This is a genomic window from Ralstonia sp. 1138 (assembly GCF_040544795.1).
Taxonomy (GTDB): domain Bacteria; phylum Pseudomonadota; class Gammaproteobacteria; order Burkholderiales; family Burkholderiaceae; genus Ralstonia; species Ralstonia flatus.
The window spans coordinates 661,432-685,621 of record NZ_JBEPKQ010000002.1; the positions used below are offsets into that span (position 1 = coordinate 661,432).

The window sequence follows — 24,190 nt, forward strand, 5'->3', positions numbered from 1 at the left end:
CGATGGCCGCCCCGCATGCCGCCTTCCGCTCGGTCCTCATCGCCAACCGGGGCGAGATCGCTTTGCGCATCATGCGCACGGCGCGTCGTCTTGGCATGCGCACCGTTGCCGTGTATTCCGACGCCGACCGCGATGCGCCGCATTGCCGCGCCGCCGATCTCGCGTTGCCGATTGGCGCATCGCAACCGCAGGCGTCGTACCTGAACATTGCGGCGTTGCTGGAGGCGGCGCGCAAGTCGGGCGCACAGGCGGTCCATCCAGGCTACGGCTTTCTTGCTGAGAGCGACGCCTTTGCCGCCGCCTGCGCAGACGCCGGCCTCGTCTTCATCGGCCCACCCGCAGATGCGATCCGCGCGATGGGCAACAAGGCCGGCGCCAAGCGCCTCATGGAAGCCGCCGGCGTGCCCTGCGTGCCGGGCTATCAAGGCGAAGATCAATCCGCCGAGCGCATGGCGGAGGAAGCCGCACGGATTGGCTACCCAGTGATGATCAAGGCGGCCGCTGGCGGCGGCGGGCGTGGCATGCGGCGGGTGGATCGGGCGGAGCAGTTTGCGGCGGCGCTGCAGTCCGCGTGCTCGGAAGCGGAGAACGCGTTTGGCTCGGGCGAGTTGATCCTCGAAAAAGCCATCGTCGAGCCGCGCCACATCGAGATTCAAGTCTTTGCCGATGCGCACGGCAACGTGGTGCACCTCGGGGAGCGCGATTGCTCGGTGCAGCGCCGGCATCAGAAGGTGATTGAGGAATCGCCGTCACCGGCCGTATCACCCGAGTTACGCGCGCGCATGGGCGCGGTGTCGGTGGCGGCGGCACGCGCCATCGGCTATGTGGGGGCGGGCACGCTGGAGTTCCTGCTCGCCCCCGACGGCGCGTTCTACTTCATGGAGATGAACACGCGCCTGCAGGTCGAGCATGCGGTGACTGAAGCGATCGTCGGCGTCGATCTCGTCGAGTGGCAGTTGCGCGTGGCGCTGGGCGAGCCGTTGCCGCTGGCGCAAGACGCCATCGATGCGCGCCGCGCACAAGGCGGCCACGCCATTGAAGTGCGGCTGTGCGCAGAAGACCCGCAGCAGAATTTCCTGCCGCAGAGCGGCGCCGTCGCCCGCTGGCGTGCGCCCGAAGAGGTGCGCACAGACCATGCGTTGGCCGACGGGCTCGTCGTCTCGCCGTACTACGACTCGATGCTCGCCAAGATCGTCGCGCACGGCACCGACCGCGCCGATGCCTGCCGGCGTCTTGCGCGCGCCCTGGACGATTGCCTGCTGCTTGGGCTGCCGACCAACCGGGCGTTTCTGCGCGACTGCGTGGCGCATCCGGCGTTTCTTGCCGGCGATGTGTCGACGGCGTTCATCGACCGCCATTTCCCGGCGGCGACGCGGCTGGCGGCCGTACCCGATGCAGCGGTCTGCCAGGCGGCTGCCGTGCTGCTCACCCACTTGCGCGAAGGCACCGCGCGCCGGTATCCCGCAGAACTGCATGGCTGGGCCAGCAGCCGTACCTATCCCACGCTGTGCCGCTTCACGCTCGACGGTGAGGCCATCGACATGCGCGTGCGTGCGCTCGGTGCGCAGCAATGGGAGCTGACCTGGGACGGCGGTGCCACGCAGGTGGCGCTTGTGTCAGAGGGCGACGATCGCATCACGCTCGCGCTGGGCGATACGTTCCACGCGGTGGATTACGCCGTCACGGGCGGCGCTTGCCACTTCGTGCTGAATGGCATCGAGCACACCGCCATCGACATCACCTACGCCAAGGCCGAGCGCAGCGGCGCGCAAACCGGCAGCGGCCGCATCAGCGCACCGATGAACGGCCGCGTGGTTGCGGTGCACGTGGCCGAAGGGGAGGCCGTCTGCGCAGGTCAGGTGCTGGTGGTGGTGGAGGCGATGAAGATGGAGCACAGCATTGCCGCGCCGCTCGCAGGCGAGGTGAGGGGCCTGTTCACCCAGGTCGGGGCCCAGGTTGCGCCCGGTGGGTTGCTGATGGAGATTGCCGCGGCCTGACGGCTCCATCGTTTCGTCGTGCAATTCGTGCGGTCAATGCAGTCCACAGGAGACGTCCCATGTCCGAAGCCACGCCAGACACCACGCTCGAAGCCAACCTGCTGAACCGGGTGGCGCTGGGCGATACGTTGCATCGCAGTGCACGCAAGTTCAGCGCGAAGGTCGCGCTGGTCGACGGCCCGCGCCGCATGACGCATGGCGAACTCAATGCAGACAGCAATCGCTATGCGCACGCGCTGCTTGCGAGCGGCCTCAGGCCCGGCCACAAGGTCGCGATGGTGTGCGGGAACTCGGCGCAGTTCCTGGTGGCCGCGTACGGCATTCTCAAGGCGGGGCTGGTGTGGGTGCCGATCAACGCGATGCTCGGGCCGGAGGATGTGCGCTACATCCTCGAACATGCCGAGGCGCGGCACGTGGTGATCGACGCGGCGCTGTACCCGGCGCTGCGCGACACGCTGGCGGCGCTCGGGCTGCCGGCGCACCAATGCTTCGGTGAACCGGTTGCCGACGGACCGCAAACGGTGGAACAAGCGTTGCAAGGCCACGCCGATACGCTGCCCGCCGTGGTGATCGACGACCGCGATCTCGCGCTCATCATGTACACCAGCGGCACGACCGGGCGGCCAAAGGGGGCCATGCACTCACACCGCTCGGTGCATGCAGCACTGATGTCCAACGTCGCGGGCCTGAATCTGAACGAGACCGACGTGTTCTCGTGCCTGCTGCCGATGTTCCACTGCGCACAGTTTGCGACGGCCGCGTCCGCGATGATGGTGGGCGCCACGCTCGTCATCCAGCGCGGCTTTGATCCGGCAGCGCTGCTCGACGCGATTGCGAACGAGCGCATCACGCAACTGTTCGGCCTGCCGCTCATGTACGCCGCGCTGCTGCACCATCCACTGCGTGCGCAGCGCGACCTCTCCAGCCTGCGCCTGTGCCTCTATGCGATGGCGCCGATGGCCAAGCCGCTGCTCGAACGCCTGATTGCCGAGATGTGCCCCAACTTTGCCCTCGGCTCCGGGCAGACCGAGATTTTCCCGATGACGATGTACTTTGCGCCCGACCAGCAACTGCAGCGCACCGGCAACTACTGGGGCCGGCCGTGCATGGTGAACGAAGCAGCGGTGATGGACGATCAAGGCAATCTGCTCGGCCCGAACCAACTGGGCGAGATCGTGCATCGCGGTCCCAACGTCATGCTCGGTTATTACAAGGACCCGCAGGCCACGGCCAACGCGCGCCGCTTCGGCTGGCACCACACGGGCGACCTCGGCATGTGGGATGCCGACGGTCAGCTTCAGTTCAAGGACCGCATCAAGGACATGATCAAGACCGGCGGCGAGAACGTCCCTTCGGTCAAGGTGGAAGAGGTGTTGCTACGGCACCCGGCTGTGGCGAATGCTGCAGTGGTCGGCTTGCCGCACTCGCACTGGGTGGAAGCGGTGGCGGCGTTTGTCTGCCTCAAGCCCGATGCACACGCCGATGCCGCCGCGCTGCAGGCGCATTGTCGGGCGCATCTCGGTAGCTTTGAGGTGCCCAAGCACATCGCCGTAGTGGACAAACTGCCCATGACGGCGACGGGCAAGATCCAGAAGCACGTGCTGCGCAGCGCCAACCAGACGCTGTTCGAGGGCGATGCACGCTAAGTAGGGCTAAGCCGCCGGCTGAGGCGGGGTACGCAGGATGAACAGCACCGCCTGATCGGCAAGCGCATCGATGCTGATGCCCGCGCCGGCCTGGTACCACTGTGCCGTCCAGTTCAGCGCACCGAACATCAGCAGCCGATCTACGGGCGTCGGCTGGGCCCATTCGCCGGAGGCGCGCAGTCGATCGATCACGCGCGTCCAGATGTCTTCGTACCGGTCCTTGAGCGCGATGATGCGTTCCTGTGCCTGCGCATCGAGCGAGCGCCATTCGTACAGCATCACCGGAATGAAATCCTGGTTCGGTGCGAGCAGCGTGTAGAGGTGTGCGCGCACGAGCTGCCGCATCGCCTCGCGCGGCGGCAGGTGGTCGATATCGATGGCTTCGATGTCGGCCAATGCCACGGTCAGGCCGTGTTCGATCACCGCCTGCAGGATGTCCTGCTTGGTCTTGAAGTAGTAGAACCAGCTGCCTGCATGCACGCCCGTGGCGGCGGCAATGTCGCGCACCGTGGTGTTGCCGTAGCCCTTCTCGCGGAACAGCCTGGCCGACTGCTCGATCAGCGCGCGGCGCAAGCCCTCGTTGGCATCCTGTGCGGGGCGGCCGCGCTTGCGGCGCGGTGCTTCGGCTTCAGTGGCGGATTCAGAGGCGCCTTCGGTGGCAGGTTCGGGCGGGTTCGGTGTGGCGGGTTTCGGCATGCCCTGGAGAGGAGAAGAGGCGTCGCTGCATTGTAGCGGGGCATCGCCACCGCGCGGCACGTCAATCGCGGTTCAGAATGCGGCCGTGTTCGACGGTGGCGGCGCCCGCCTTGACCAGCGCCGCAATCGCGGCATCCAGCAAGGTCTCCATCGATTGGCTCGCGAAGAAGCGCGCTTGCAAGCGTGGCATCAGCGTGGTCTGCGTGAACCATGTGAACAGCGCACCGTGGGACAGCGCCTGCTGCTCCAGCAGCTTGAACTTCACCAGCACGCGGATGGCGTGCAGCGCGTTGCGCTCGGGATCGGCGCGCAGATAGGCCAGCCGCCCGAGCGAAGCGTCAATTGCGGCGTTGACGTCGGTGAACGGCCGGCCGTGTCCGGGAATCACCACGCGGGCGTCGAGTTGCGCGATGCGCTCAAGAATGGCCTGCTGCTCGGCAAAGCCGCTCTCGCCTTCCAGCTCGGGAAAGATCACACCAAAGCCGCGTTCCCACAGCGCATCGGCCGAGATCAGCACGCGCGTGTCGGGGTTGAAGAGGATGACTGCGTGCGGGTCGTGCCCGGGTGCGCTGATGACCTGCCAGTCGAAGCCGCCCAGTCGCTGCGTCATGCCGTCGGCCAGGGCTGCGTCGGCATCGTTGTCAGGCAGCGTGAAGCGCGCGCATTCCTGGCCGGTGGGGCCGTAGCTGAGGGCGTCGGTATCCCAGCGGCGCACGTCGTCGATCTGCGCGGCGGGCACGCGCGTGTGGCTGCCGTAGATGGCCTGCAGCGCTGCGTTGCCGCCGCAATGGTCGGAATGCAGATGCGTGTTCAGCAGACGGCGCAGCGGCTTGCCTTGCAGCGCGTGCTGTACCAGCGCGACGGTTTGCGGGGCGTGCGTGAGATAGCCGGTGTCGACCAGCGCGCAACCGCCGTGCGCTTCGTCATCGAAGAACAGGATGTTGTTGGACGACAGCCAACCGCGCTCGAACACGCGCATCGAATCCGGAAGGGTGACGATGTCGTGTTCGGCCATGGTGATCAGCGGTCAGGCGCAGGGCGCGTCGTTGAGCCAGGCGCAGGCGCGCTCGGGCAAGGTTTTCCACACGGCCAGACGAGCCGCGTCGTTCATGGTCGACCACGCGGCAATTTCGTCGATCGTGCGCATGCAGCCGATGCACAGGCCGCGCGCGTCGTCCATCTTGCAGACGCTGATGCACGGCGAGGACACCGGCTGCGCATGCTCCGCCTGCTGGCGGCTGTTGCGCAACTTGCCGAGCGAGAGCTTCAGTTGCGCGCGGGTGCAGGCGTCCATGCTCGTGCGATCAGTCGCGCTGGGCGATATCGGCGACGGGCGCGCCGGTCATCGCTTCCAGTTCGGCAGGCGTGAGGTTGAACACGGCATGCGGGTGGCCGGCGGCGGCCCACACGCTGTCGTACTGGAACAGGTCTTGGTCGAGCAGCATCACGGGCTTGACCGCATGGCCGACCGGGCACACGCCGCCGATGGCGTAACCGGTCTTCTCGCGCACGAACTTCGCATCGGCCTTGGCGAGCGCGCCCACGTGCGCGGAAACCTTTGCCTCGTCGACACGATTGGTGCCGCTGGCGATCACCAGCACCGGCACGTCGTCTTCTGCCCGACGGAAGATGATCGACTTGGCGATCTCGGCCACGGAGCAGCCCAGACCGGCAGCCGCCTCGGCGGAGGTCTTGCCGGTGGCCGGCAGCATCACGATGGCTTTTTCGTAGCCGAGCGTACGAAGGTGGTCGGCCACGCGTTGGGCGGATTCAGGCAGGGGGGCGTTCGTATCGGTAGCGGTCATCGTCGTGTTTCTTGATGGAGTTTCAGATGCAGGCCTGGGCGATCTGGTCCTGCAGCTTGAGCAGCAGCGCGCGGCCCGCACGCGAGGCAGTCGGGCGGCCGATGGCCTGCGAGATGAAGTCACCCGCCAGCACGACCTTGTCGAGGTCGATGCCGGTGCGGATGCCCAGGCCGTGCAGCAGGTACAGCACATCTTCGGTGGCGACGTTGCCGGTCGCGCCCTTGGCATACGGGCAGCCGCCCAGCCCCGCCACCGAGGCGTGGAAGATCGCGATGCCGACTTCCAGGCTGGCAAGGATGTTGGCCAACGCCTGGCCGTACGTGTCGTGGAAATGGCCCGAGAGGCGGTCGATCGGGAACGTCGCCGCGGCGGCTTCCATCACGGTTTTCACCCGCCCGGCCGTGCCTACGCCAATGGTGTCGGCAATGTCGATCTCGTCGCAGCCCAGATCGGCCATGCGCTTGATGACATCCACCACGGACGACACCGGCACCTCGCCCTGATACGGGCAGCCCAGCGAACACGAGATCGACCCGCGTACGCGAATGCCTGCATCCTTGGCGGCCTTGGCCACCGGCACAAAGCGTTCGATCGACTCCGCAATCGAGCAGTTGATGTTCTTCTGCGCAAAGGCCTCGCTGGCGGCGCTGAAGATCACGATCTCATCCGCGCCCGCTGCGGCCGCGCCTTCGAAGCCCTTCATGTTGGGCGTGAGCACGGAGTACAGCGTGCCCGGCCGGCGCTGGATGCGTGCCATCACGTCGGCGCCATCGGCCATCGCCGGCACCCATTTGGGCGACACGAACGAGGCGGCTTCCACGTTGACGAAGCCGGCGTCGGACAGCCGGTTCACCAGCTCGACCTTGGTGTCCGTCGAGACCGGCGACTTCTCGTTCTGCAGACCATCGCGCGGGCCGACCTCGACCACCTTCACAAAATTCGGCATGCTCATCTCAGTACCCTCGTTGCAGATCGACGATGCCGGCAATCGGCTCGCCCGCTTCCAGCGCGCGAATCTTGCGCGCGATCTGGGCAATGCTGACCTCGCGCAGTGTCAGCGCCGAAATGTGCGGCGTGATGTGGATGCGCGGTTCGGTCCAGAACGGGTGGTCGGCAGGCAGCGGCTCGGTGCGAAACACGTCGAGCGCGGCGCCGGCCACATGCCCGCTGCGCACGGCGGCCAGCAGGTCGTCTTCCACCACATGCTTGCCGCGCGCCACGTTGACGACGAACGCGCCCGGCGCGAGTTGAGCCAGCAGTTTCGCGTCGATCACGTTTTCGGTGTCGGCCGTCAGCGGCAGCACGTTCACCAGCACCCGCGTGTCGGCGAGAAAATCCGGCAGCGCATCGCTGCCCGCGCGGCAATCGACGCCGTCGACGTGCTTGGCGGAGCGGCTCCAGCCGCGCACCGGAAAGCCGAAGCCTGCCAGCGTCTTGGCGATGTGCGTGCCCAGCACGCCCAGGCCGAGCACACCGACGACGAACTCGTCGCGGTTGAACGGCTTCAGGAAGCGCCACATCTTCGCTTGCTGCTGACGCTCGTATTCATCGAGCCGGCGGAAGAAGCGCAGCACGGCGTGCGTGACGTACTCGCCCATCTGCGCGGCCATGCCGGCGTCGTCCAGCCGCACGATCGGCAGGCCTTCGGGAATGGCGTCGGGCGATTGCGCGCGCAGGCCCAGGATCGCATCGACGCCCGCACCGAGGTTGAACACCGCCCGCAGGTCGCGGCGATCGCGCAGCATGTCGGCGGGCGGTTGCCACACCACGGCGTAGTCAGCATCCTGCGCCGCGCCTTGCTCCCACACCGACAGCCGCGCCTCAGGCAGGGCCTGCGCAAAACCATCGAGCCAGGGTTGGGGCTTGCCATCGGGCGTATAGATCTGGATGTGCATGTGGGGCGACTTCAGTGCGGGTGATTGACGTATACGTCAAGCAGTGTAGCAGGGGCCGCCAACGCGTGTGGCGGCCCCGCTTGGGCCTCATCCGGGCGTCATACAGCCGTTATTCGGCCGGCTTGAACGCCAGCAGTTGCACACCTTCCGTCACCTGATCGCCCACGCCATACAACACCGATTCGACGACGCCGTCGGCGGGTGCGGTGAGCGTGTGCTCCATCTTCATGGCTTCCATGACGACCAGCGGCGCGCCCTTGGTGACGGTCTGCCCGGGCGCGGCCAGCACGGCGATGACCTTGCCTGGCATCGGCGCCGTGAGCTTGCCGCCTTCGTCATCGGCTTCGCCGGCATGGGCAAGCGGGTCGTGACGCTCGAGCGTCCAGTGCGCGCCACCGGTGAAGACGTGGAAGGCATCGCCATCCGCGTGCACCTGGCCGGTTGCCTTGTGCGTGCCGAGCGTGACGGTGAAGGTCTCGGCGTGGCGCTGCGAGGTGAAGGGCGCCTCGCTGCCGCCAGCTTTCAGCCGCGAGCCGTCGCGGCCGTAGATGAGGGTCGCGTCGATGGACTGATCGCCATGCGTGAAACGCAGCGTGCGCTCAGCAGCACCGTTCAGCCGCCAGCCGCTGCCGCGCGCCCACGGCGAATGCGGGTCGCGCGTGTCGGTGCGCAGGCTGCGCGCCTCGCGGGCGAGCAACGCTGCCGCGGCCAGCGCGATGGCGTCTTGCGGCACGTCCGGTGCGGCGGGGAACAGCGTGTCGTGATTGCGCGCGATCAGGCCGGTATCCAGGTCGGCCGTCGCAAACGGCTTCGATGCAACAAGCCGGCGCAAGAACGCCACGTTGGACGACAGCCCCACCAGGTGGAAGCTGCCCAGCGCCTGCAGCATGCGTGCGAGCGCTTCGTCACGGTCGCGGCCCCAGACGATCAGCTTGGCGATCATCGGGTCGTAGTACGGGCTGATGGCGTCGCCTTCGCGCACGCCAGCGTCGATGCGCACGGCGGCGGGTTCGCCATTGGCTTGCGCGCCCACGGTGAACTCCACCGCTGCCGGCGTGCGCAGCACCTTCAGCGTACCGATCGAGGGAAGGAAATCGCGGTCGGGGTTTTCTGCGTAGATGCGCGCTTCCAGTGCGTGACCGTGAATGTGCAGTTCGTCCTGCGTGCGCGGCAGCCGCTCGCCGGAGGCCACGCGCAATTGCCATTCGACGAGGTCCTCGCCCGTGATCATTTCGGTGACCGGGTGCTCGACCTGCAGGCGCGTGTTCATCTCCATGAAGTAGAACGTGCCGTCTTCGTCGACGATGAACTCGACGGTGCCGGCGCCCACGTAGCCCACGGCGCGCGCGGCAGCCACGGCCGCTTCGCCCATCGCGCGGCGACGCTCCAGCGTCATGCCGGGCGCCGGGGCTTCTTCCAGCACCTTCTGGTGGCGGCGCTGCACGGAGCAATCGCGCTCGAACAGGTAGACGGCATTGCCGAGGCTGTCGGCGAAGACCTGGATTTCGATGTGGCGCGGGCGCGTGAGGTATTTCTCGATCAGCACGCGGTCGTCGCCAAAACTGGACGACGCCTCACGCTTGACCGAGGCGAGCGACGCTTCGAACGCATCGCCCGATTCCACCACGCGCATGCCCTTGCCGCCGCCGCCCGCGCTTGCCTTGATGAGCACCGGATAGCCGATGCGATCGGCCTGCGTGCGCAGGAAGGCCGCGTCCTGGTTGTCGCCGTGGTAGCCCGGGACGAGCGGCACGCCTGCTGTTTCCATCAGCGCCTTGGCCGCGCTCTTGCTGCCCATCGCTTCGATGGCCGAGGCCGGCGGGCCGACGAAGATGATGCCGGCGTCTGCGCAGGCTTTTGCGAAGGCTTCGTTTTCCGAGAGGAAGCCGTAGCCGGGATGGACGGCTTGCGCGCCCGTGGCGCGTGCGGCTTCGAGGATGCGGTCGGCGCGCAGGTAGCTGTCGCGGGCGGCGGGCTCACCGATGTGGATGGCTTCGTCGCAGGCCGCGACGTGGCGGGCGTTGGCGTCGGCATCGGAGTAGACCGCGACCGTGCGGATGCCGAGCTTGCGGCAGGTGGCGGCGACCCGGCAGGCGATTTCGCCTCGGTTGGCGATGAGGAGTTTTGTCAGCATGGTGTTGTTGAGTCTCCGTGTTTGTTTTTGCACTTGTGGTGCATTCCTTGTTTCATCCCCTGCCGGGGCGCGCGGTTTTGGTCCATCCCTGTTTCGTACCCTGCCGGGCACGACCTACTTTTCTTTGTCTTGCCAAAGAAAAGTAGGCAAAAGAAAGGCGCGCCCGAGATGGCGACCCCTTCCTTGAATTTGTGTAACCGGGCGGAGACGGGGAAAACTCGCTGCGCTCAGACAGTTCCCCGTCTTGTTTCCGCCCGCTTACACAAATTCAAGGCGCCATCTAGGGCAGGAACGTCAACGGCCAAAACGTTGGTGTGCATGCTCTGTCAGGCTGTTGCTTGTTGCTTGTTGCTTGTTGCCTGTTCCTTCGCTCCGCGTCTTGCTGCGTACCCACCACTGCGTTTGCACTGCGATGGTGGGGCCGTTGATGCCCTAGATGGCGCCTTGAATTTCTGTTGCAGGGAGGAAAAAGGAAGGGAAACTGTCTGAGCGAAGCGAGTTTTTCCCTTCCCCTCCCTGCGACATAAATTCAAGGAGTCTTTCGCCATCTCGGGCGCGCCTTTCTTTTGCTTACTTTTCTTTGGCAAGACAAAGAAAAGTGAGTCAGCCCCGGCAGGGGATGAAACAAGGGATGGACCACCAACAAAAAACCAAAACCCACCCCAAGACAAAACATCAGTCCGCCGGCGTAATGTCGATATGGCAATGCGAAGACTGCGCCCCAGCCTGCGCTTCATGGTGCATGTGATCCTGCACCTCCACCCGCATCCCCAACCGCGCCAGCAGCTTCCGATCCGCATCCGCCTCCGGGTTATCCGTCGTCAGCAGCTTCTCGCCATAAAAGATCGAGTTAGCACCGGCCATAAAGCAGAGAGCCTGCAGCGCATCGTCCATCGCCTCCCGGCCAGCGGAGAGCCGCACCATCGCCTTGGGCATCGTGATGCGCGCCACGGCAATCGTGCGCACGAAATCAAACGGGTCCAGTTCTTCGTTGCCCGCCAGCGGCGTGCCTTCCACCTTCACCAGGTTGTTGATGGGCACCGAATCCGGATACGGCTCCATATTCGCCAGTTCCGCGATCAGGCCTGCACGCTCGTGCACCGATTCCCCCAAGCCGACGATGCCGCCGCAGCACACGTTGATGCCGGCGTCACGCACGTGCTCGAGCGTGTCGAGCCGGTCCTGATACGTGCGCGTGGTGATGATCTCGCCGTAGAACTCCGGCGCAGTGTCGAGGTTGTGGTTGTAGTAGTCCAGGCCCGCTTCCTTCAACTGCGCGGCCTGTTCCTGCTTGAGCATGCCGAGCGTCACGCACGTCTCCAGCCCCATCGCCTTCACGCCGCGCACCATGTCGGCCACGGCGTCGAGCTGATGCGGCTTGGGGTTGCGCCACGCGGCGCCCATGCAGAAGCGGCTTGCGCCGTTTTGCTTGGCGCGCGATGCGGCTTCCAGCACTGCGTCGATCGGCATCAGTTTTTCAGCCTCGACACCGGTGTCGTAGCGCGCCGATTGCGGGCAGTACGAGCAGTCTTCGGGGCAGCCGCCGGTCTTGATCGACAGCAGCGTCGAGAGCTGCACCGCATTCGCATCAAAGTTGGCGCGGTGCACCTGCTGCGCCTGGAACAGCAGGTCGTTGAACGGCAGCGCGAACAGCGCTTCGATGGCTTCGCGGCTCCAGCGGGCGTTGGGATTCTGCCCGGGCGTGGGCGGCACCTTGGCGGCGTTCGGCACGAAGTTCAGTGGAGTGGATTGCATGAGGACTTCCTTCAAGTGATGCGTGGTTTCGTTGTTATGCGGGTCAGGCCGGCAGCAACCAGTTCGGCTTGCGCTTGCCCAAAAAACTCTGCACGCCTTCGCGGCCTTCTTCCGAGGCGCGGATGGCGGCGATGCGCTCGGCGGTATCCGCCAGCAAGGCGTCGTTGACGGCGGCGCCAGAGACTTCACGCACGAGGCGCTTGCTCTCGCGCACGGCGTTCGGGCTGTTGGCGACGAGCGCTGCGGTAATGTCGCCTACCTTGGCGTCGAGCGCGTCTGCGCTCACCAACTCATGCACGAGGCCCAGGCGGTGTGCCTCTGCGGCGGAGAAACGCTCGGCGGTGATGAAGTAGCGGCGCGATGCCTGCTCGCCCAGCGCGCGGATCACGTATGGGCTGATGGTGGCCGGGATCAGGCCGAGCTTCGCTTCCGACAGGCAGAAGTTGGCCGTGTCGACGGCGACGACGATGTCGCACGCGGCGACCAGGCCGACGCCGCCGGCATACGTGTCGCCCTGCACGCGCGCGATTACGGGCTTGGGGCAGGCGTAGATGGCGCGCAGCATTTCGGCCAGGCGCAGGGCATCGGCGCGGTTCTCGTCATCGGAGTAACCGGCCATCTTCTTCATCCAGTTGAGGTCGGCGCCGGCGCAGAAGGCGGGCCCGTTGCCGGACAGGACGATGGCGCGCACGCTGGGCTCATCGGCCAGCGCGCGGAACGCGCCGGTCAGCTCGGCGATGACGGTCTCGTTGAAGGCGTTGCGCACGTCAGGCCGATTCAGCGTGAGCGTGGCGACGGCGCCGTTCTGGGCGAAGGCGAGGGTCTCGAAAGTGTTCATTCCGGGTCCTTGTTGGTGTCGGACTTGGGGTCGTCGGCGCCGGAGGCTTCAGCGTTGCTGCCAGGTGCCGCCGCTTGCACGGGGCCTGCCGGCAAGCCGAGTTCGCGCAGGAAGGCGTCGACCTGCGGCAGCCAGATGCTCAACCCCGCGTGGCTGGCGAACATGCCGTGCGAGTCGCTCCTGAAGGTGCCGAAATCCACCAGCCGGCCTTTGCCGCCCGCACTCGTGTAGGCCGCGAACATCTTCTCGGGCATCGGCTTGGGCCAGTAGCTGTCGTTGTCGCCGTAGAACCAGAGCGACGGGTAGCGTGACTGGCGGCCGTACGTTTCAAAGGCGCGCACGAGATTGCCTTCCCAATCGACGCAGGTGTCGTTGCGCAGGCCACCGGCAAAGTTCACCAGCCCGCGCACGCCGGGGTAGGCGATGGTGCCGAAGGCCAGCGTGGTCAAACCGCCGTGCGACTGGCCCATGACGACGATGCGGTTGCGGTCCACGTACGGCTGTGCGGTCATGTAGTCGAGCGCGGCGACGACGTCTTCGGCCTGGATGATGCCGTTGGCTTCCACGTTGCAGCCGCTGCCGATATACGCGCCGCCGGATTTCGAAAACCCCTGCCGCATCGGGATGGCCACCACGTAACCGCGCGCGACCAGCGCGGCTGCCTGCTCGCTGTAACGGGCACGCGATTGGAATGCCGCCTTGCCGCGCGCCTTGCCGTGATTGAGCACGATGAGCGGGAAGGGCCCGTCGCCGGCCGGCTTGTAAACGGTCGTCTCCAGCTTGACGGTGAAGATGCCCGCAGACTTGGGCACCTCCACGATGGTCTCGCTGATGCCCGGCGGCGCCGTTTCATTCGCATGCGCGGCGGCAAGCAGCAGCGCGCAGCCAACGGCTGCCAGGGCGCTGCGCCACGTTCGCGCGGTGTTGCTGTTCACTGCAGATCCCTGTTCGAAGGGTGGCCCGCTTACATGCGGAACACGCCGAAGTTCATGTCGCCGATCGGCGCGTTCAGGCTGGCCGACAGCCCCAGGCCCAGCACGCTGCGCGTGTCGGCGGGGTCGATCACGCCGTCGTCCCACAGGCGTGCGCTGGCGTAGTACGGATGGCCTTGGCGCTCGTATTGGTCGCGGATCGGCGCCTTGAAGGCGGCTTCTTCATCGGCGCTCCACTGCCCGCCCTTGGCCTCGATGCCGTCGCGGCGCACGGTGGCGAGCACGCTCGCGGCCTGTTCGCCGCCCATCACCGAGATGCGCGCATTCGGCCACATCCACAGGAAGCGCGGCGAATACGCGCGCCCGCACATGCCGTAGTTGCCCGCGCCAAACGAGCCGCCGATGATGACCGTGAACTTCGGCACCTGCGCCGTCGCCACCGCCGTCACCATCTTCGCGCCGTTCTTGGCGATGCCTTCGTTTTCGTACTTGCGGCCGACCATGAAGCCGGTGATGTTCTGCAGGAACACCAGCGGGATCTTGCGCTGGCAGCACAGCTCGATGAAGTGCGCGCCCTTGAGCGCCGCCTCCGAAAACAGGATGCCGTTGTTGGCGATGATGCCCACCGGGTAACCCCAGATGCGCGCAAAGCCGCAGACCAGCGTCGTGCCGTAGCGCGCCTTGAATTCGTCAAAGGCGGAATCGTCGACGATGCGGGCGATGACTTCCCGCACGTCGAACGGCTTGCGCGTGTCGGTCGGGATCACGCCGTAGAGCTCTTCGGCCGCGTAGCGCGGTTCGACCGGCGCATGAATCTGCACCTGCTCGGGCTTGCGGCGGTTCAGATGCGCGACGATGCTGCGCGCTTGTGCCAGCGCGTGCGAGTCGTTGTTGGCGAAGTAATCCGCCACGCCGGACAGCCGCGTGTGCACATCGGCACCACCGAGGTCTTCGGCGCTCACCACTTCGCCGGTCGCGGCCTTCACCAGCGGCGGGCCCGCCAGGAAGATCGTGCCCTGTTCCTTGACGATGATCGACTCGTCGCTCATGGCCGGCACATAGGCGCCGCCGGCCGTGCACGAGCCCATCACCACCGCGATCTGCGGAATGCCCTTCGACGACAGGTTGGCCTGGTTGTAGAAGATGCGGCCGAAGTGGTCGCGGTCGGGAAACACATCGTCCTGGTTTGGCAGGTTGGCGCCGCCCGAATCGACCAGATAGACGCAGGGCAGGTGGTTCTGCTCGGCGATCTCCTGCGCACGCAGGTGCTTCTTCACCGTCATCGGGTAATACGTGCCGCCCTTGACCGTGGCGTCATTGCAGACGATCACGCATTCCTGCCCCGAGATGCGGCCGATGCCGGTGATGATGCCGGCGCCCGGTGCGGCGTCGTCGTACATGCCGTACGCGGCCAGCTGCGAGAACTCCAGGAACGGCGTGCCGGGATCGAGCAGTTGCTGCACGCGGTCGCGCGGCAGCAGTTTGCCGCGGGCGAGGTGCTTGGCGCGGGCGTCGTCACCGCCGCCCTGGGCGATGCGCGCCACCTTGTCGCGCAGGTCGGCGACGAGCGCGCGCATGGCATCGGCGTTGGCCTTGAAGTCTTCAGCGCGGGGGTTCAGCTTGGTCTCTAGCGTCGGCATGGCAGCAGTGCGGGAAGGTCGGTGCGGTTCAGTCAGGGAAGGTGCCGTCGACGTACAGCCAACGGCCTTCGGCGGATTCAGCGCCGCTGGCGTCCAGGCGGACGAAGCGGCTGGTTTCGTGCAGGCGATGCGCGCGGCCGCCCACCTTGTAGCGGGCGACGAATTCCACCGTCGCGTGCGTGGCGTCTTGCGGCGTGTGGCGCTTGACGTCCAGGCCGAGCCAGCGCGTGGCGGCGGCGTCTGCTTCGCTGGTTTCCAGGTCGACGGGGCAGGTAGACGGATGCCACGTGCGCCGCAGGTACGCCGTGTCGCCCAGCACATAGGCGCTGTAGCGCGAGCGCATCAGTTGCTCAGCGGTGGCTGGCACGGCGTCGCCTGCGTGGAACGGGCCGCAGCAGCGCGCGTAGGCGCCGTTGCCGCACGGGCAAGGGTCGGCTGGGCCGGTGGACCGGGTTTGTGCAGCAGGCATCAGGCCAGCAACTCCGGCAGCTCAGGCAGCTCGCGCATGTCGGTAAACGTGCGCGTCGCACCGGCGGCGATCAGCGGGCCGGGCGCGTTGCGACCGGCGTACGCCAGCACCGTCATGCCGGCAGCGTGCCCGGCGGTGACGCCGGTTGGACTGTCCTCGATCACCAGGCAGCGCGACGGCGATACGCCGAGGCTGCTGGCGGCCAGCAGATACACATCGGGCGCGGGCTTGCTGCGCGCGACTTCGGTGGCCGAAAAGATGCGCACGTCGGTCGGCCGGAAATGCTCGATCAGCCCGGTGCGGTTGAGCTGCAGCTCAACTTTCATGCGATCCGCCCCGGAAGCCACCGCCATCGGCAGGCCGAGCCTGGACAGCACATCGATGGCGTGCCCGATATGCGGCACGGCTTCCACTTCGGCTTCGAGCAGGGCGTTGCGTCGCGCCTGGAACGTCGACAGCCAGTTCGGCGGCAACGGGGCGCCGCGCATCTCGGCAATCGCATCCAGCTCTTCGCGGATGGCCTTGCCCAGGAAGCGCTGGATGGAATCTTCCAGGCTGATGCTGATGCCAAGCTCGGTCAGCATCTCCCAGATCAACCGGTTGACGATGGGTTCGCTGTCGACCAGCACGCCGTCGCAATCGAAAAGGATCGCGTCAAAGCGCGGGTGGTTCGAAACAGGGGAAGTCACTGCAGTCATGCCTGGTGCGTTGAGAGTTGAGACCGCCTACGCCAGCGCGCGGGCGATCAGGATTTTCTGGATATCGCTCGTGCCCTCGTAGATCTGGCACACGCGCACGTCGCGGTAGATGCGCTCCACCGGAAAGTCGCTGACGTAGCCGTAACCGCCGAAGACCTGGATGGCATCGGAGCAGACGCGCTCGGCCATCTCGCTGGCGTTGAGCTTGGCCATGGCGGCCTCTTTCAGGCATGGCAGGCCGGCGTCTTTCAGGCTGGCCGCATGCCAGACCATCTGCCGCGCCACATCGACGCGCGTGGCCATCTCGGCCAGGCGGAACTGCACGGCCTGGTGCGCAAACAGCGGCTGGCCGAAGCTCTCGCGCTCCTTCGCGTACGCCAGCGCGGCTTCAAAGGCCGCACGCGCCATGCCCACGCTCTGCGCGGCAATGCCGATGCGCCCGCCTTCCAGCCCGGACAGCGCCATCTTGTAGCCGGCGCCTTCTTCACCCAGCAGGCAATCGGCGGGGATGCGGCAATCTTCGAACACAATCTGCGCCGTGTCGGACGAGTGCTGGCCGAGCTTATCTTCGAGCCGCGCAACGATGTAGCCCGGCGTGTTGGTCGGCACGAGGAACGCGCTGATGCCGCGCTTGCCTGCGGCCTTGTCGGTCACGGCCATGACGATCGCCACGTCGGCATGCTTGCCGCTGGTGATGAACTGCTTCACGCCGTTCAAGACCCAGTGGTCGCCATCGCGCACGGCCGTGGTGCGCAGCGCCGATGCGTCGGAGCCGACGTGCGGCTCGGTCAGGCAGAACGCGCCGAGCATCTCGCCGCGCGCCAGCGGCACGAGCCACTGCTGCTTCTGCGCATCGTTCGCAAACGCCATGAGCATGCTGCACACGGGGCAGTTGTTCACGCTGATGACGGTGGAGGTGCCGCCGTCGCCCGCGGCAATCTCTTCCAGGATCAGCGCCAGCGACAGGTAGTCGAGCCCCGCACCGCCGAGTTCTTCCGGCACGGCCACGCCATAGGCGCCCAGCTCGCCGAGCTGGCGGTGCACGTCTTTCGGGAACGTCGCATCGCGGTCCCATGCGGCCGCGTGCGGGGTGATCGCCTCGCGCACGAAGGTGCGGATGGCGTCGCGAATCATCTCTTGCTCTTGGGTCAGCAGCATCGTTTCAGCCTCACCATGCAATGACGCTGCCGTCGTAGTTGCGGAAGCCGCCGTTGTCGGCGCGCGTGGCACCGGCAATCACGCGGCGGATGCCGGCCACGCTTTCCTGCGGCGTGATGGCCGCGCCTGCACCGCCCATGTCGGTCTGCACCCAGCCCGGGTGGAAGGTCAGGCACGTGGCGTTCTTGGCATCGAGCGACACGGCGCGCAGCACGGCATTCACTGCGGCCTTGCTCGCGCGATACAGCCAGCCGCCGTTGCTCTCCATCTCGCCGATGCTGCCCATGCGGCTGGAGATGACAGCAAGCACGCCGCCGGCCTCATCCGCACCATTGCGTCCGGCTTCCACCATGGGGAGCACGGCGGGCAGCACGCTCATCGGGGCCCACACGTTGGTGTGCATCACGGCATCGAAATCCGCCTGGCTGACGGGCGTGGCGCCCTGCGTGCGCGGGCCGTAGATGCCCGCCACGTAGATCGCCACGTCCAGCGCTTCGCCGTCGAGCTTCCAGGCGAGGCCGGCGACGGCGTTGGGGTCGGTCAGGTCGAGCACGTGCGTCTCGGCGCCGAGCGCCTGCAACGCCTGCGCCGCTTCCTGCGTGCGCACGGTGGCGATCACGCGCCAGCCATCGGCACGGTACTGCCTGACGATTTCCAGGCCGATGCCGCGCGACGCGCCCAGGATGAGCGCGGTGCGCGTGCGGCGCGACGTTGCGTTCGTCATGCGCGTGCCTCAGTAGAGTTCGATGCCGACAGCCGTGGCCTCGCCGCCGCCAATGCACAGGCTGGCCACGCCGCGCTTGCCGCCGCGGTGTCGCAGGGCGCCCAGCAGCGTCGCGATGACACGTGCGCCCGAGGCGCCGATCGGATGGCCCAGCGCGCACGCGCCGCCGTTCACGTTCACCTTCTCGTGCGGAATCTTCAGGTCGTGCATCGCGGCCATCGGCACCACGGCAAACGCCTCGTTGATCTCGAACAGGTCGACGTTGCCCGAGTTCCAATCCAGCTTCTTGAAGAGCTTGTCGATGGCCGTGACCGGCGCCGTGGTGAACCAGCCCGGCGCTTGCGCGTGCGTGGTGTGGCCGAGCATCACCGCCAGCGGCGTGATGCCCAGCTGCTTGGCAGTCGACTCGCGCATCATCACCAGCGCAGCCGCACCATCGTTGATCGACGAAGACGATGCGGCCGTCACCGTGCCGTCCTTCTTGAACGCGGGCTTGAGCGACGGGATCTTGTCGACCTTGATGCGGCGCGGGCCTTCATCGGTGTCGATGACGGTGTCGCCGGCTTTGCCCGACACGGTGACGGGCGTAATCTCCCAGCGGAACGCGCCGGATTCGGTGGCCTCCTGCGCGCGGCGCACGGACGTCATCGCGAAGTGGTCCTGGGCTTCGCGCGTGAAGCCGTACTTCTCGGCGCAGTCCTCACCGAAGGTGCCCATGGCGCGGCCCTTTTCATAGGCGTCTTCCAGGCCGTCGAGCATCATGTGGTCGTAGATCATGCCGTGGCCGATGCGATAACCGCCACGGCCTTTCGGGATCAGGTACGGCGCATTCGTCATGCTTTCCATGCCACCCGCGACCACCACGTCGGCCGAACCCGCGAGCAGCGCGTCATACGCGTTCATGGCCGCGCGCATGCCCGAACCGCACATCTTGTTGACCGTGGTGCAGCCGACCGACAGCGGCAGCCCCGCGCCCAGTGCGGCCTGGCGTGCCGGTGCCTGCCCCTGGCCCGCAGGCAGCACGCAGCCCATGATGACTTCTTCGATCTGTTCCGGTTTCAGGCCCGCACGCTCGACCGCCGCGCGAATGGCAGCGGCGCCGAGTTGCGGGGCAGTGAGGCTGGCGAGTTCGCCCTGGAAGGCGCCCATCGGGGTACGGGCTGCTGAGGCGATGACGATGCGGTCGGACATTGCTGCAATCTCCTGGGTCTGTGCTTGCGACATGTTTCTGCACTTTTGGTGCAGGGTGATGTGTCTCTTGCTTTTGGGTGGGCCTTGTTGGTCCATCTCCGTTTCGTACCCTGCCGGGCACGACCTACTTTTCTTTGTCTTGCCAAAGAAAAGTAGGCAAAAGAAAGGCGCGCCCGAGATGGCGACCCCTTCCTTGAATTTGTGTAACCGGGCGGAGAAGGACCGAAACTCGGCCCTAAAGGGCCTCAAACAGCGGTCCTTCTTTTTTCCACCCGCTTACACAAATTCAAGGCACCATCTAGGGCAGGGTACGGCCACACAATCTGTGTGCTGTCCTAGGTGGCTCTTGTTTGTTGCAGTGTTGCTCGCTTTGCTTCGCGTTGTGCTGCCGATTCCTGCTGCAATCGTGCTCTGATTGTTTGGCCGTTGGAGCCCTAGATGGCGCCTTGAATTTCTGTTGCAGGGAGGAAAAAGGAAGGGAAACTGTCTGAGCGCAGCGAGTTTTTCCCTTCCCCTCCCTGCGACATAAATTCAAGGAGTCTTTCGCCATCTCGGGCGCGCCTTTCTTTTGCTTACTTTTCTTTGGCAAGACAAAGAAAAGTGAGTCAGCCCCGGCAGGGGATGAAACAAGGGATGGACCACCAACATCAAATCCATCCATCAAAAAAGCAAAAGCTCAAAACCCCACCGGACTAGGCACACTCCCTTCCTTCCCATAGTTCAACCAAGCATCAGCAAGCTGCGCATGCAGTTCCTCATTCGAACTCGCCGCCATCCCCAGATTGCGCAGCATCCCGTCCTTCACGCCGTAGATCCAGCCGTGAACCGTCAGCGGCTGCCCGCGATCCCACGCGTCCTGCACGATCGTCGTGAGGCACACGTTGTTGACCTGATGGATCACGTTCAGCTCGCACAGCCGGTCGTGCTGATCCTGCTCGCGGACCACCGTGCCCAGATACGGTTCATGCTGTTCGGCCACATCCCGCACGTGACGAATCCAGTTGTCAGCCAGGCCGAAACGTTGCTTCGTCAGCGCGGCCTTCACGCCTGAACAGCCGTAGTGGCCCACCACGGTGATGTGCCGGATCTTCAGCACTTCCACCGCAAACTGCAGCACCGACAGGCAGTTCAAGTCGGAGTGCACGACGACGTTGGCGATGTTGCGGTGGACGAACACCTCGCCCGGCGGCAAGCCGATGATCTGGTTGGCCGGCACGCGCGAATCCGAGCAGCCGATCCACAGGTATTCCGGGTTCTGCTGATTGGCCAGGTTTGAGAAGAACGCCGGGTCTTCAGCGTTGACCCGCTCGACCCACTTGCGGTTGTTCTCGAACAGCTCTTTGATGCGATGTGGCATGGTTTCCCGTCGTGGTGAGAGGGTTAAGCGGCGGCGCGCTGCAGCGTCGCGTTGTCTTGCGCTGCGTTGTCGGGCGCGCTCGCGCCGTAGCGATTGACGAAGCGTTCCGCTGCGTCATACGCGTAGAAATCGTGCATCTGCCCGGAGAGCAGTCGGTCCTTGTATCCCTGCCACATGGAGGCTTCGAAGAAGTCCGCGTGGTGTTTGAGGAAGGCTTCGCGCACGCGCGGGTCGCCCAGCAGAAACGTGCGGTACGTCTCCGGAAAAATGTCGTGCGGGCCGACGTTGTACCAGACCTCGCCGGACATTTCCTCTTCTTCCGTGCGCGGCTCGGGCACGGTGCGGACGTTGCAGTCGGTGAGGTATTCGATCTCGTCGTAGTCGTAGAAGACCACGCGGCCGTGGCGCGTCACGCCGAAGTTCTTGTACAGCATGTCGCCCGGGAAGATGTTCGCGGCGATGAGTTCCTTGATGGCGTTGCCGTATTCGATGATGCCGTGTTCGACCTGCGCATCGGTGCCTTCCTGCAGCCAGATGTTCAGCGGCGTCATGCGGCGCTCGATGTAGACGTGCCGGATGACGATCTCTTCGCTGCCGTCTTCGCTGCGCTGGTATTCGACCATCGACGGCGCGTGCTTCTCCAGCTCCTTGATCAGGTCGTCGTCAAAGCGCGAGAGCGGGAAGGACACGTCGGAATACTCCAGCGTATCCGCCATGCGCCCGACGCGGTCGTGGCGCTTCACCAACTGATACTTGCTCTTGATCAGCTCGCGCGTGGTTTCCTTGGGCGGCGGGAAGTAGTCCTTGATGACCTTGAACACGTACGGGTATGACGGCAGCGTGAACACCAGCATCACGAGGCCCTTGATGCCCGGCGCGATGATGAATTTGTCCGACGAATGCTGCAGGTGATGCAGGAAGTCGCGATAGAAAAGGTTCTTGCCCTGCTTCTGCAGGCCCAACGAGGTGTAGATCTCGGCGCGCGGCTTGCGCGGCATCAGGTCACGCAGGAAGGTCACGTAGGCAGACGGAATCTCCATGTCCACCATGAAATACGAGTGCGTGAACGAAAACAGGATCAGCAGCTGTTCCTGCCGCAGCAGCACCGTGTCGAGCGAAAGCTGGCCCGCGGCATTGCGCAGGATCGGCACGGCCAGCGGGAACGTCTTGTCGCCATTGATCACGCGCCCGATGATGTACGCCGCCTTGTTGCGGAAGAACAGCGACGACAGCACGTGAATCTGGAAATTCGGCGCGATGCGGAAATCGCCGAAGTGCTCGCCCACCGCGCGCACCACGTAACCAATGTCGCGCTCCAGGTCTTCAAACGGTGCGTTGAGCTGGAAGTTGTGGACGATGCGCTCGAAGCAGGCGCCCAGGCCGTCGCGTGTGCCGGGGTAGTACGCGCGGTACGTCGGCTTGGTGGGCGACTCTTCGTTCTCGATGTACTCCGTCGAGATGGCCGGCCGCACGAAGATGAAATCGTTGTTGAAGTACGAACGGTGCAGGATGCGCGTGCACACCGAGTTGAAGAAGGTCTCGGCCAGTTCCGGCTGGTGATGGTTGGTCAGCAGGCCGATGTAGTGCAGCTTGATCTGGCGCCAGATCTCGTCGTCGATATTCTCGGCGTCGTATTCGTCTTCCAGGATGACGGAGGCTTCACGCACGCGCTCGTCGTAGTAGGCGATGCGGTCGCGCTGCAGTTGCTGCAGGCCGGCCCAGTCCCCGGTCTCGAACGCCGTCTTGGCCTGCACGCTGACTTCGCGAAACAAGCGATAGTGCTTGTCGAAGCCGTCGAGCATCGTGCGGGCGACGTCAAAGGCGATCTGCGACGAGAGAAGCTTGGGGAAATGGGACATGGCGTGTGCGCGGGGAGGGCAGGGAAGCGGCAAAACCAGCAAACCAGGCAGACCTAGATTGTAGGGTCTTCGGTACCGTGTTCGCGTCCTGAAACCGTTGCGCCTCCTTATCCGTTTGGCTGATGGCCCCGTGCCCCCGCCCCGCGTGCTCTCGCCCGTTACATCGTCTCGGCGTACAGCTCGCGGCCGATCAGCATGCGGCGGATTTCCGACGTGCCGGCGCCGATCTCGTACAGCTTGGCGTCGCGCCACAGGCGGCCGACCGGGAATTCGTTGATGTAGCCGTTTCCGCCCAGAATCTGGATGGCTTCGCCGGCCATCCAGGTGGCCTTTTCGGCGGTGTAGAGGATCACGCCGGCGCAGTCCTTGCGCACCTGTCGCACGTGGTCGCGGCCCAGCGAATCGAGGTTCTTGCCGACCGTGTACAGGTACGCACGGCACGCCTGCAGCGTGGTGTACATGTCGGCCATCTTGCCCTGGATGAGCTGGAATTCGCCGATGCTCTGGCCAAACTGCTTGCGGTCGTGGATGTACGGCGTGACCACGTCCATGCAGGCCTGCATGATGCCGATCGGGCCGCCGGAGAGCACCGCGCGCTCATAGTCCAGGCCGCTCATCAGCACCTTGGTGCCGCCGTTTTCCTGGCCGAGGATGTTCTCCACCGGCACTTCCACGTTCTCGAACACCAGTTCGCCCGTGTGCGAGCCGCGCATGCCGAGCTTGTCGAGCTTCTGCGCCACCGAAAAACCCTTCATGCCTTTCTCGACGATGAACGCCGTCATGCCGCGCGCGCCCAGTTCGGGCTCGGTCTTGGCGTAGACGACGAGCACGTCGCAGTCGGGGCCATTGGTGATCCACATCTTGGTGCCGTTGAGCACGTAGCGGTCGCCTTTCAGCTCTGCGCGCAGCTTCATGCTGACGACGTCCGACCCGGCATTCGGCTCGCTCATCGCCAGCGCGCCCACCCATTCGCCGGAAACCAGCTTGGGCAGGTATTTGGCCTTCTGGGCCGCCGTGCCGTTGCGGTGGATCTGGTTCACGCACAGGTTCGAGTGCGCGCCATACGACAGGCCCACCGACGCCGATGCGCGGCTGATTTCTTCCATGGCGATCATGTGCGCCAGGTAACCCATGTTGGCGCCGCCGTACTCCTCGGCCACCGTGATGCCCAGCACGCCCAGCTCGCCCATCTTGCGCCACGCATCCATCGGGAACTGATCGGTGCGGTCGATTTCGCCGGCACGCGGTGCCAGCTCGCCCTGCGCCCAATCGCGCACGGCCGAACGCAGCATCTCGATGTCTTCGCCCAAGTCGAATTTCAGGCCGGGCAGATCAATCATGGTGGTCTCCTTGGGCGCGGTTCAAGCCGCGGTGTCTCGGGTAAGTGGTCTGGCGC

Annotated in this window: 21 protein-coding genes; 2 read left to right on the forward strand and 19 right to left on the reverse strand. The window is 65.5% G+C overall.

Annotated elements, in window-relative coordinates:
* Positions 1–2: 2 nt before the first annotated feature.
* Both ABIC76_RS10770 and ABIC76_RS10775 read left to right on the forward strand, forming a co-directional pair.
* The gene (locus ABIC76_RS10770; protein WP_354533957.1) at positions 3–1,997 is read left to right on the forward strand and encodes an acetyl/propionyl/methylcrotonyl-CoA carboxylase subunit alpha; all 1,995 of its coding nucleotides are present in this window, start codon (positions 3–5) and stop codon (positions 1,995–1,997) included.
* Between the two features lie 59 nt (positions 1,998–2,056).
* On the forward strand, positions 2,057–3,643 hold the full coding sequence (locus ABIC76_RS10775) for an AMP-binding protein (RefSeq protein ID WP_354533958.1): 1,587 nt from the start codon (positions 2,057–2,059) through the stop codon (positions 3,641–3,643).
* Positions 3,644–3,649: 6 nt separating this feature from the next.
* Here the strand turns inward: ABIC76_RS10775 and ABIC76_RS10780 are convergent, their stop codons facing one another.
* From ABIC76_RS10780 to ABIC76_RS10870, 19 genes are all read right to left on the reverse strand, one after another.
* Complete coding sequence (locus tag ABIC76_RS10780) at positions 3,650–4,339, reverse strand: TetR/AcrR family transcriptional regulator (protein WP_354533959.1); 690 nt, start codon at positions 4,337–4,339, stop codon at positions 3,650–3,652.
* Between the two features lie 61 nt (positions 4,340–4,400).
* Entirely contained in the window at positions 4,401–5,354 is a 954-nt protein-coding gene (locus ABIC76_RS10785; protein WP_354533960.1) for an MBL fold metallo-hydrolase, read from the reverse strand.
* A 12-nt stretch (positions 5,355–5,366) separates the two neighbouring features.
* The gene (locus ABIC76_RS10790) at positions 5,367–5,633 is read right to left on the reverse strand and encodes a DUF1289 domain-containing protein (protein WP_102064354.1); all 267 of its coding nucleotides are present in this window, start codon (positions 5,631–5,633) and stop codon (positions 5,367–5,369) included.
* 10 nt (positions 5,634–5,643) lie between these two features.
* Positions 5,644–6,144, reverse strand: coding sequence for a YbaK/EbsC family protein (locus tag ABIC76_RS10795; RefSeq protein ID WP_027678443.1), 501 nt, complete (start codon positions 6,142–6,144; stop codon positions 5,644–5,646).
* Between the two features lie 22 nt (positions 6,145–6,166).
* On the reverse strand, positions 6,167–7,096 hold the full coding sequence (locus ABIC76_RS10800; protein ID WP_102064355.1) for a hydroxymethylglutaryl-CoA lyase: 930 nt from the start codon (positions 7,094–7,096) through the stop codon (positions 6,167–6,169).
* A gap of 1 nt (position 7,097) precedes the next feature.
* Complete coding sequence (locus ABIC76_RS10805; RefSeq protein ID WP_354533963.1) at positions 7,098–8,039, reverse strand: 2-hydroxyacid dehydrogenase; 942 nt, start codon at positions 8,037–8,039, stop codon at positions 7,098–7,100.
* Between the two features lie 109 nt (positions 8,040–8,148).
* Entirely contained in the window at positions 8,149–10,173 is a 2,025-nt protein-coding gene (locus ABIC76_RS10810; protein ID WP_102064356.1) for an acetyl/propionyl/methylcrotonyl-CoA carboxylase subunit alpha, read from the reverse strand.
* 675 nt (positions 10,174–10,848) lie between these two features.
* A complete protein-coding gene (gene bioB / locus ABIC76_RS10815) occupies positions 10,849–11,928 on the reverse strand; it encodes a biotin synthase BioB (RefSeq protein WP_102064357.1) in 1,080 nt (359 codons plus the stop codon).
* Between the two features lie 43 nt (positions 11,929–11,971).
* Positions 11,972–12,766 carry an enoyl-CoA hydratase/isomerase family protein gene (locus ABIC76_RS10820; RefSeq protein WP_102064358.1) on the reverse strand — a complete coding sequence of 265 codons (795 nt, stop codon included), beginning with the start codon at positions 12,764–12,766 and terminating at the stop codon, positions 11,972–11,974.
* Complete coding sequence (locus ABIC76_RS10825) at positions 12,763–13,701, reverse strand: dienelactone hydrolase family protein (protein ID WP_354533964.1); 939 nt, start codon at positions 13,699–13,701, stop codon at positions 12,763–12,765. Before ABIC76_RS10825 ends, ABIC76_RS10820 begins: the two co-directional genes overlap by 4 nt.
* A 29-nt stretch (positions 13,702–13,730) precedes the next feature.
* Entirely contained in the window at positions 13,731–15,338 is a 1,608-nt protein-coding gene (locus ABIC76_RS10830) for a carboxyl transferase domain-containing protein (protein ID WP_012760956.1), read from the reverse strand.
* Positions 15,339–15,366: 28 nt separating this feature from the next.
* Positions 15,367–15,807, reverse strand: coding sequence for a YchJ family protein (locus ABIC76_RS10835; RefSeq protein WP_354533965.1), 441 nt, complete (start codon positions 15,805–15,807; stop codon positions 15,367–15,369).
* The gene (locus tag ABIC76_RS10840) at positions 15,807–16,505 is read right to left on the reverse strand and encodes an HAD family hydrolase (protein WP_343549498.1); all 699 of its coding nucleotides are present in this window, start codon (positions 16,503–16,505) and stop codon (positions 15,807–15,809) included. The genes ABIC76_RS10835 and ABIC76_RS10840 overlap by 1 nt, the downstream gene beginning before the upstream one ends.
* 27 nt (positions 16,506–16,532) lie before the next feature.
* Positions 16,533–17,663 carry an acyl-CoA dehydrogenase family protein gene (locus ABIC76_RS10845; protein WP_206273268.1) on the reverse strand — a complete coding sequence of 377 codons (1,131 nt, stop codon included), beginning with the start codon at positions 17,661–17,663 and terminating at the stop codon, positions 16,533–16,535.
* 10 nt (positions 17,664–17,673) lie between these two features.
* Positions 17,674–18,387, reverse strand: a complete 714-nt coding sequence (locus ABIC76_RS10850) for an SDR family oxidoreductase (RefSeq protein WP_354533966.1) — start codon at positions 18,385–18,387, stop codon at positions 17,674–17,676.
* 9 nt (positions 18,388–18,396) lie between these two features.
* Positions 18,397–19,578: an acetyl-CoA C-acetyltransferase gene (locus tag ABIC76_RS10855; RefSeq protein WP_354533967.1), complete on the reverse strand. Its 1,182-nt coding sequence runs from the start codon at positions 19,576–19,578 to the stop codon at positions 18,397–18,399.
* A 676-nt stretch (positions 19,579–20,254) separates the two neighbouring features.
* A complete protein-coding gene (can, locus tag ABIC76_RS10860) occupies positions 20,255–20,935 on the reverse strand; it encodes a carbonate dehydratase (RefSeq protein WP_354533968.1) in 681 nt (226 codons plus the stop codon).
* A gap of 23 nt (positions 20,936–20,958) precedes the next feature.
* Positions 20,959–22,794, reverse strand: coding sequence for a bifunctional isocitrate dehydrogenase kinase/phosphatase (aceK, locus tag ABIC76_RS10865; RefSeq protein ID WP_206273270.1), 1,836 nt, complete (start codon positions 22,792–22,794; stop codon positions 20,959–20,961).
* Positions 22,795–22,952: 158 nt separating this feature from the next.
* Positions 22,953–24,134, reverse strand: a complete 1,182-nt coding sequence (locus ABIC76_RS10870; RefSeq protein WP_004633702.1) for an isovaleryl-CoA dehydrogenase — start codon at positions 24,132–24,134, stop codon at positions 22,953–22,955.
* Between the last annotated feature and the right edge of the window lie 56 nt (positions 24,135–24,190).

Coding starts and splice junctions, on each gene's coding strand:
- ABIC76_RS10770 (WP_354533957.1), top strand. CDS start 3: ATGGCCGCCCCGCATGCCGCCTTCCGCTCGGTCCTCATCGCCAACCGG.
- ABIC76_RS10775 (WP_354533958.1), top strand. CDS start 2,057: ATGTCCGAAGCCACGCCAGACACCACGCTCGAAGCCAACCTGCTGAAC.
- ABIC76_RS10780 (WP_354533959.1), bottom strand. CDS start 4,339: ATGCCGAAACCCGCCACACCGAACCCGCCCGAACCTGCCACCGAAGGC.
- ABIC76_RS10785 (WP_354533960.1), bottom strand. CDS start 5,354: ATGGCCGAACACGACATCGTCACCCTTCCGGATTCGATGCGCGTGTTC.
- ABIC76_RS10790 (WP_102064354.1), bottom strand. CDS start 5,633: ATGGACGCCTGCACCCGCGCGCAACTGAAGCTCTCGCTCGGCAAGTTG.
- ABIC76_RS10795 (WP_027678443.1), bottom strand. CDS start 6,144: ATGACCGCTACCGATACGAACGCCCCCCTGCCTGAATCCGCCCAACGC.
- ABIC76_RS10800 (WP_102064355.1), bottom strand. CDS start 7,096: ATGAGCATGCCGAATTTTGTGAAGGTGGTCGAGGTCGGCCCGCGCGAT.
- ABIC76_RS10805 (WP_354533963.1), bottom strand. CDS start 8,039: ATGCACATCCAGATCTATACGCCCGATGGCAAGCCCCAACCCTGGCTC.
- ABIC76_RS10810 (WP_102064356.1), bottom strand. CDS start 10,173: ATGCTGACAAAACTCCTCATCGCCAACCGAGGCGAAATCGCCTGCCGG.
- bioB (WP_102064357.1), bottom strand. CDS start 11,928: ATGCAATCCACTCCACTGAACTTCGTGCCGAACGCCGCCAAGGTGCCG.
- ABIC76_RS10820 (WP_102064358.1), bottom strand. CDS start 12,766: ATGAACACTTTCGAGACCCTCGCCTTCGCCCAGAACGGCGCCGTCGCC.
- ABIC76_RS10830 (WP_012760956.1), bottom strand. CDS start 15,338: ATGCCGACGCTAGAGACCAAGCTGAACCCCCGCGCTGAAGACTTCAAG.
- ABIC76_RS10835 (WP_354533965.1), bottom strand. CDS start 15,807: ATGCCTGCTGCACAAACCCGGTCCACCGGCCCAGCCGACCCTTGCCCG.
- ABIC76_RS10840 (WP_343549498.1), bottom strand. CDS start 16,505: ATGACTGCAGTGACTTCCCCTGTTTCGAACCACCCGCGCTTTGACGCG.
- ABIC76_RS10845 (WP_206273268.1), bottom strand. CDS start 17,663: ATGCTGCTGACCCAAGAGCAAGAGATGATTCGCGACGCCATCCGCACC.
- ABIC76_RS10850 (WP_354533966.1), bottom strand. CDS start 18,387: ATGACGAACGCAACGTCGCGCCGCACGCGCACCGCGCTCATCCTGGGC.
- ABIC76_RS10855 (WP_354533967.1), bottom strand. CDS start 19,578: ATGTCCGACCGCATCGTCATCGCCTCAGCAGCCCGTACCCCGATGGGC.
- can (WP_354533968.1), bottom strand. CDS start 20,935: ATGCCACATCGCATCAAAGAGCTGTTCGAGAACAACCGCAAGTGGGTC.
- aceK (WP_206273270.1), bottom strand. CDS start 22,794: ATGTCCCATTTCCCCAAGCTTCTCTCGTCGCAGATCGCCTTTGACGTC.
- ABIC76_RS10870 (WP_004633702.1), bottom strand. CDS start 24,134: ATGATTGATCTGCCCGGCCTGAAATTCGACTTGGGCGAAGACATCGAG.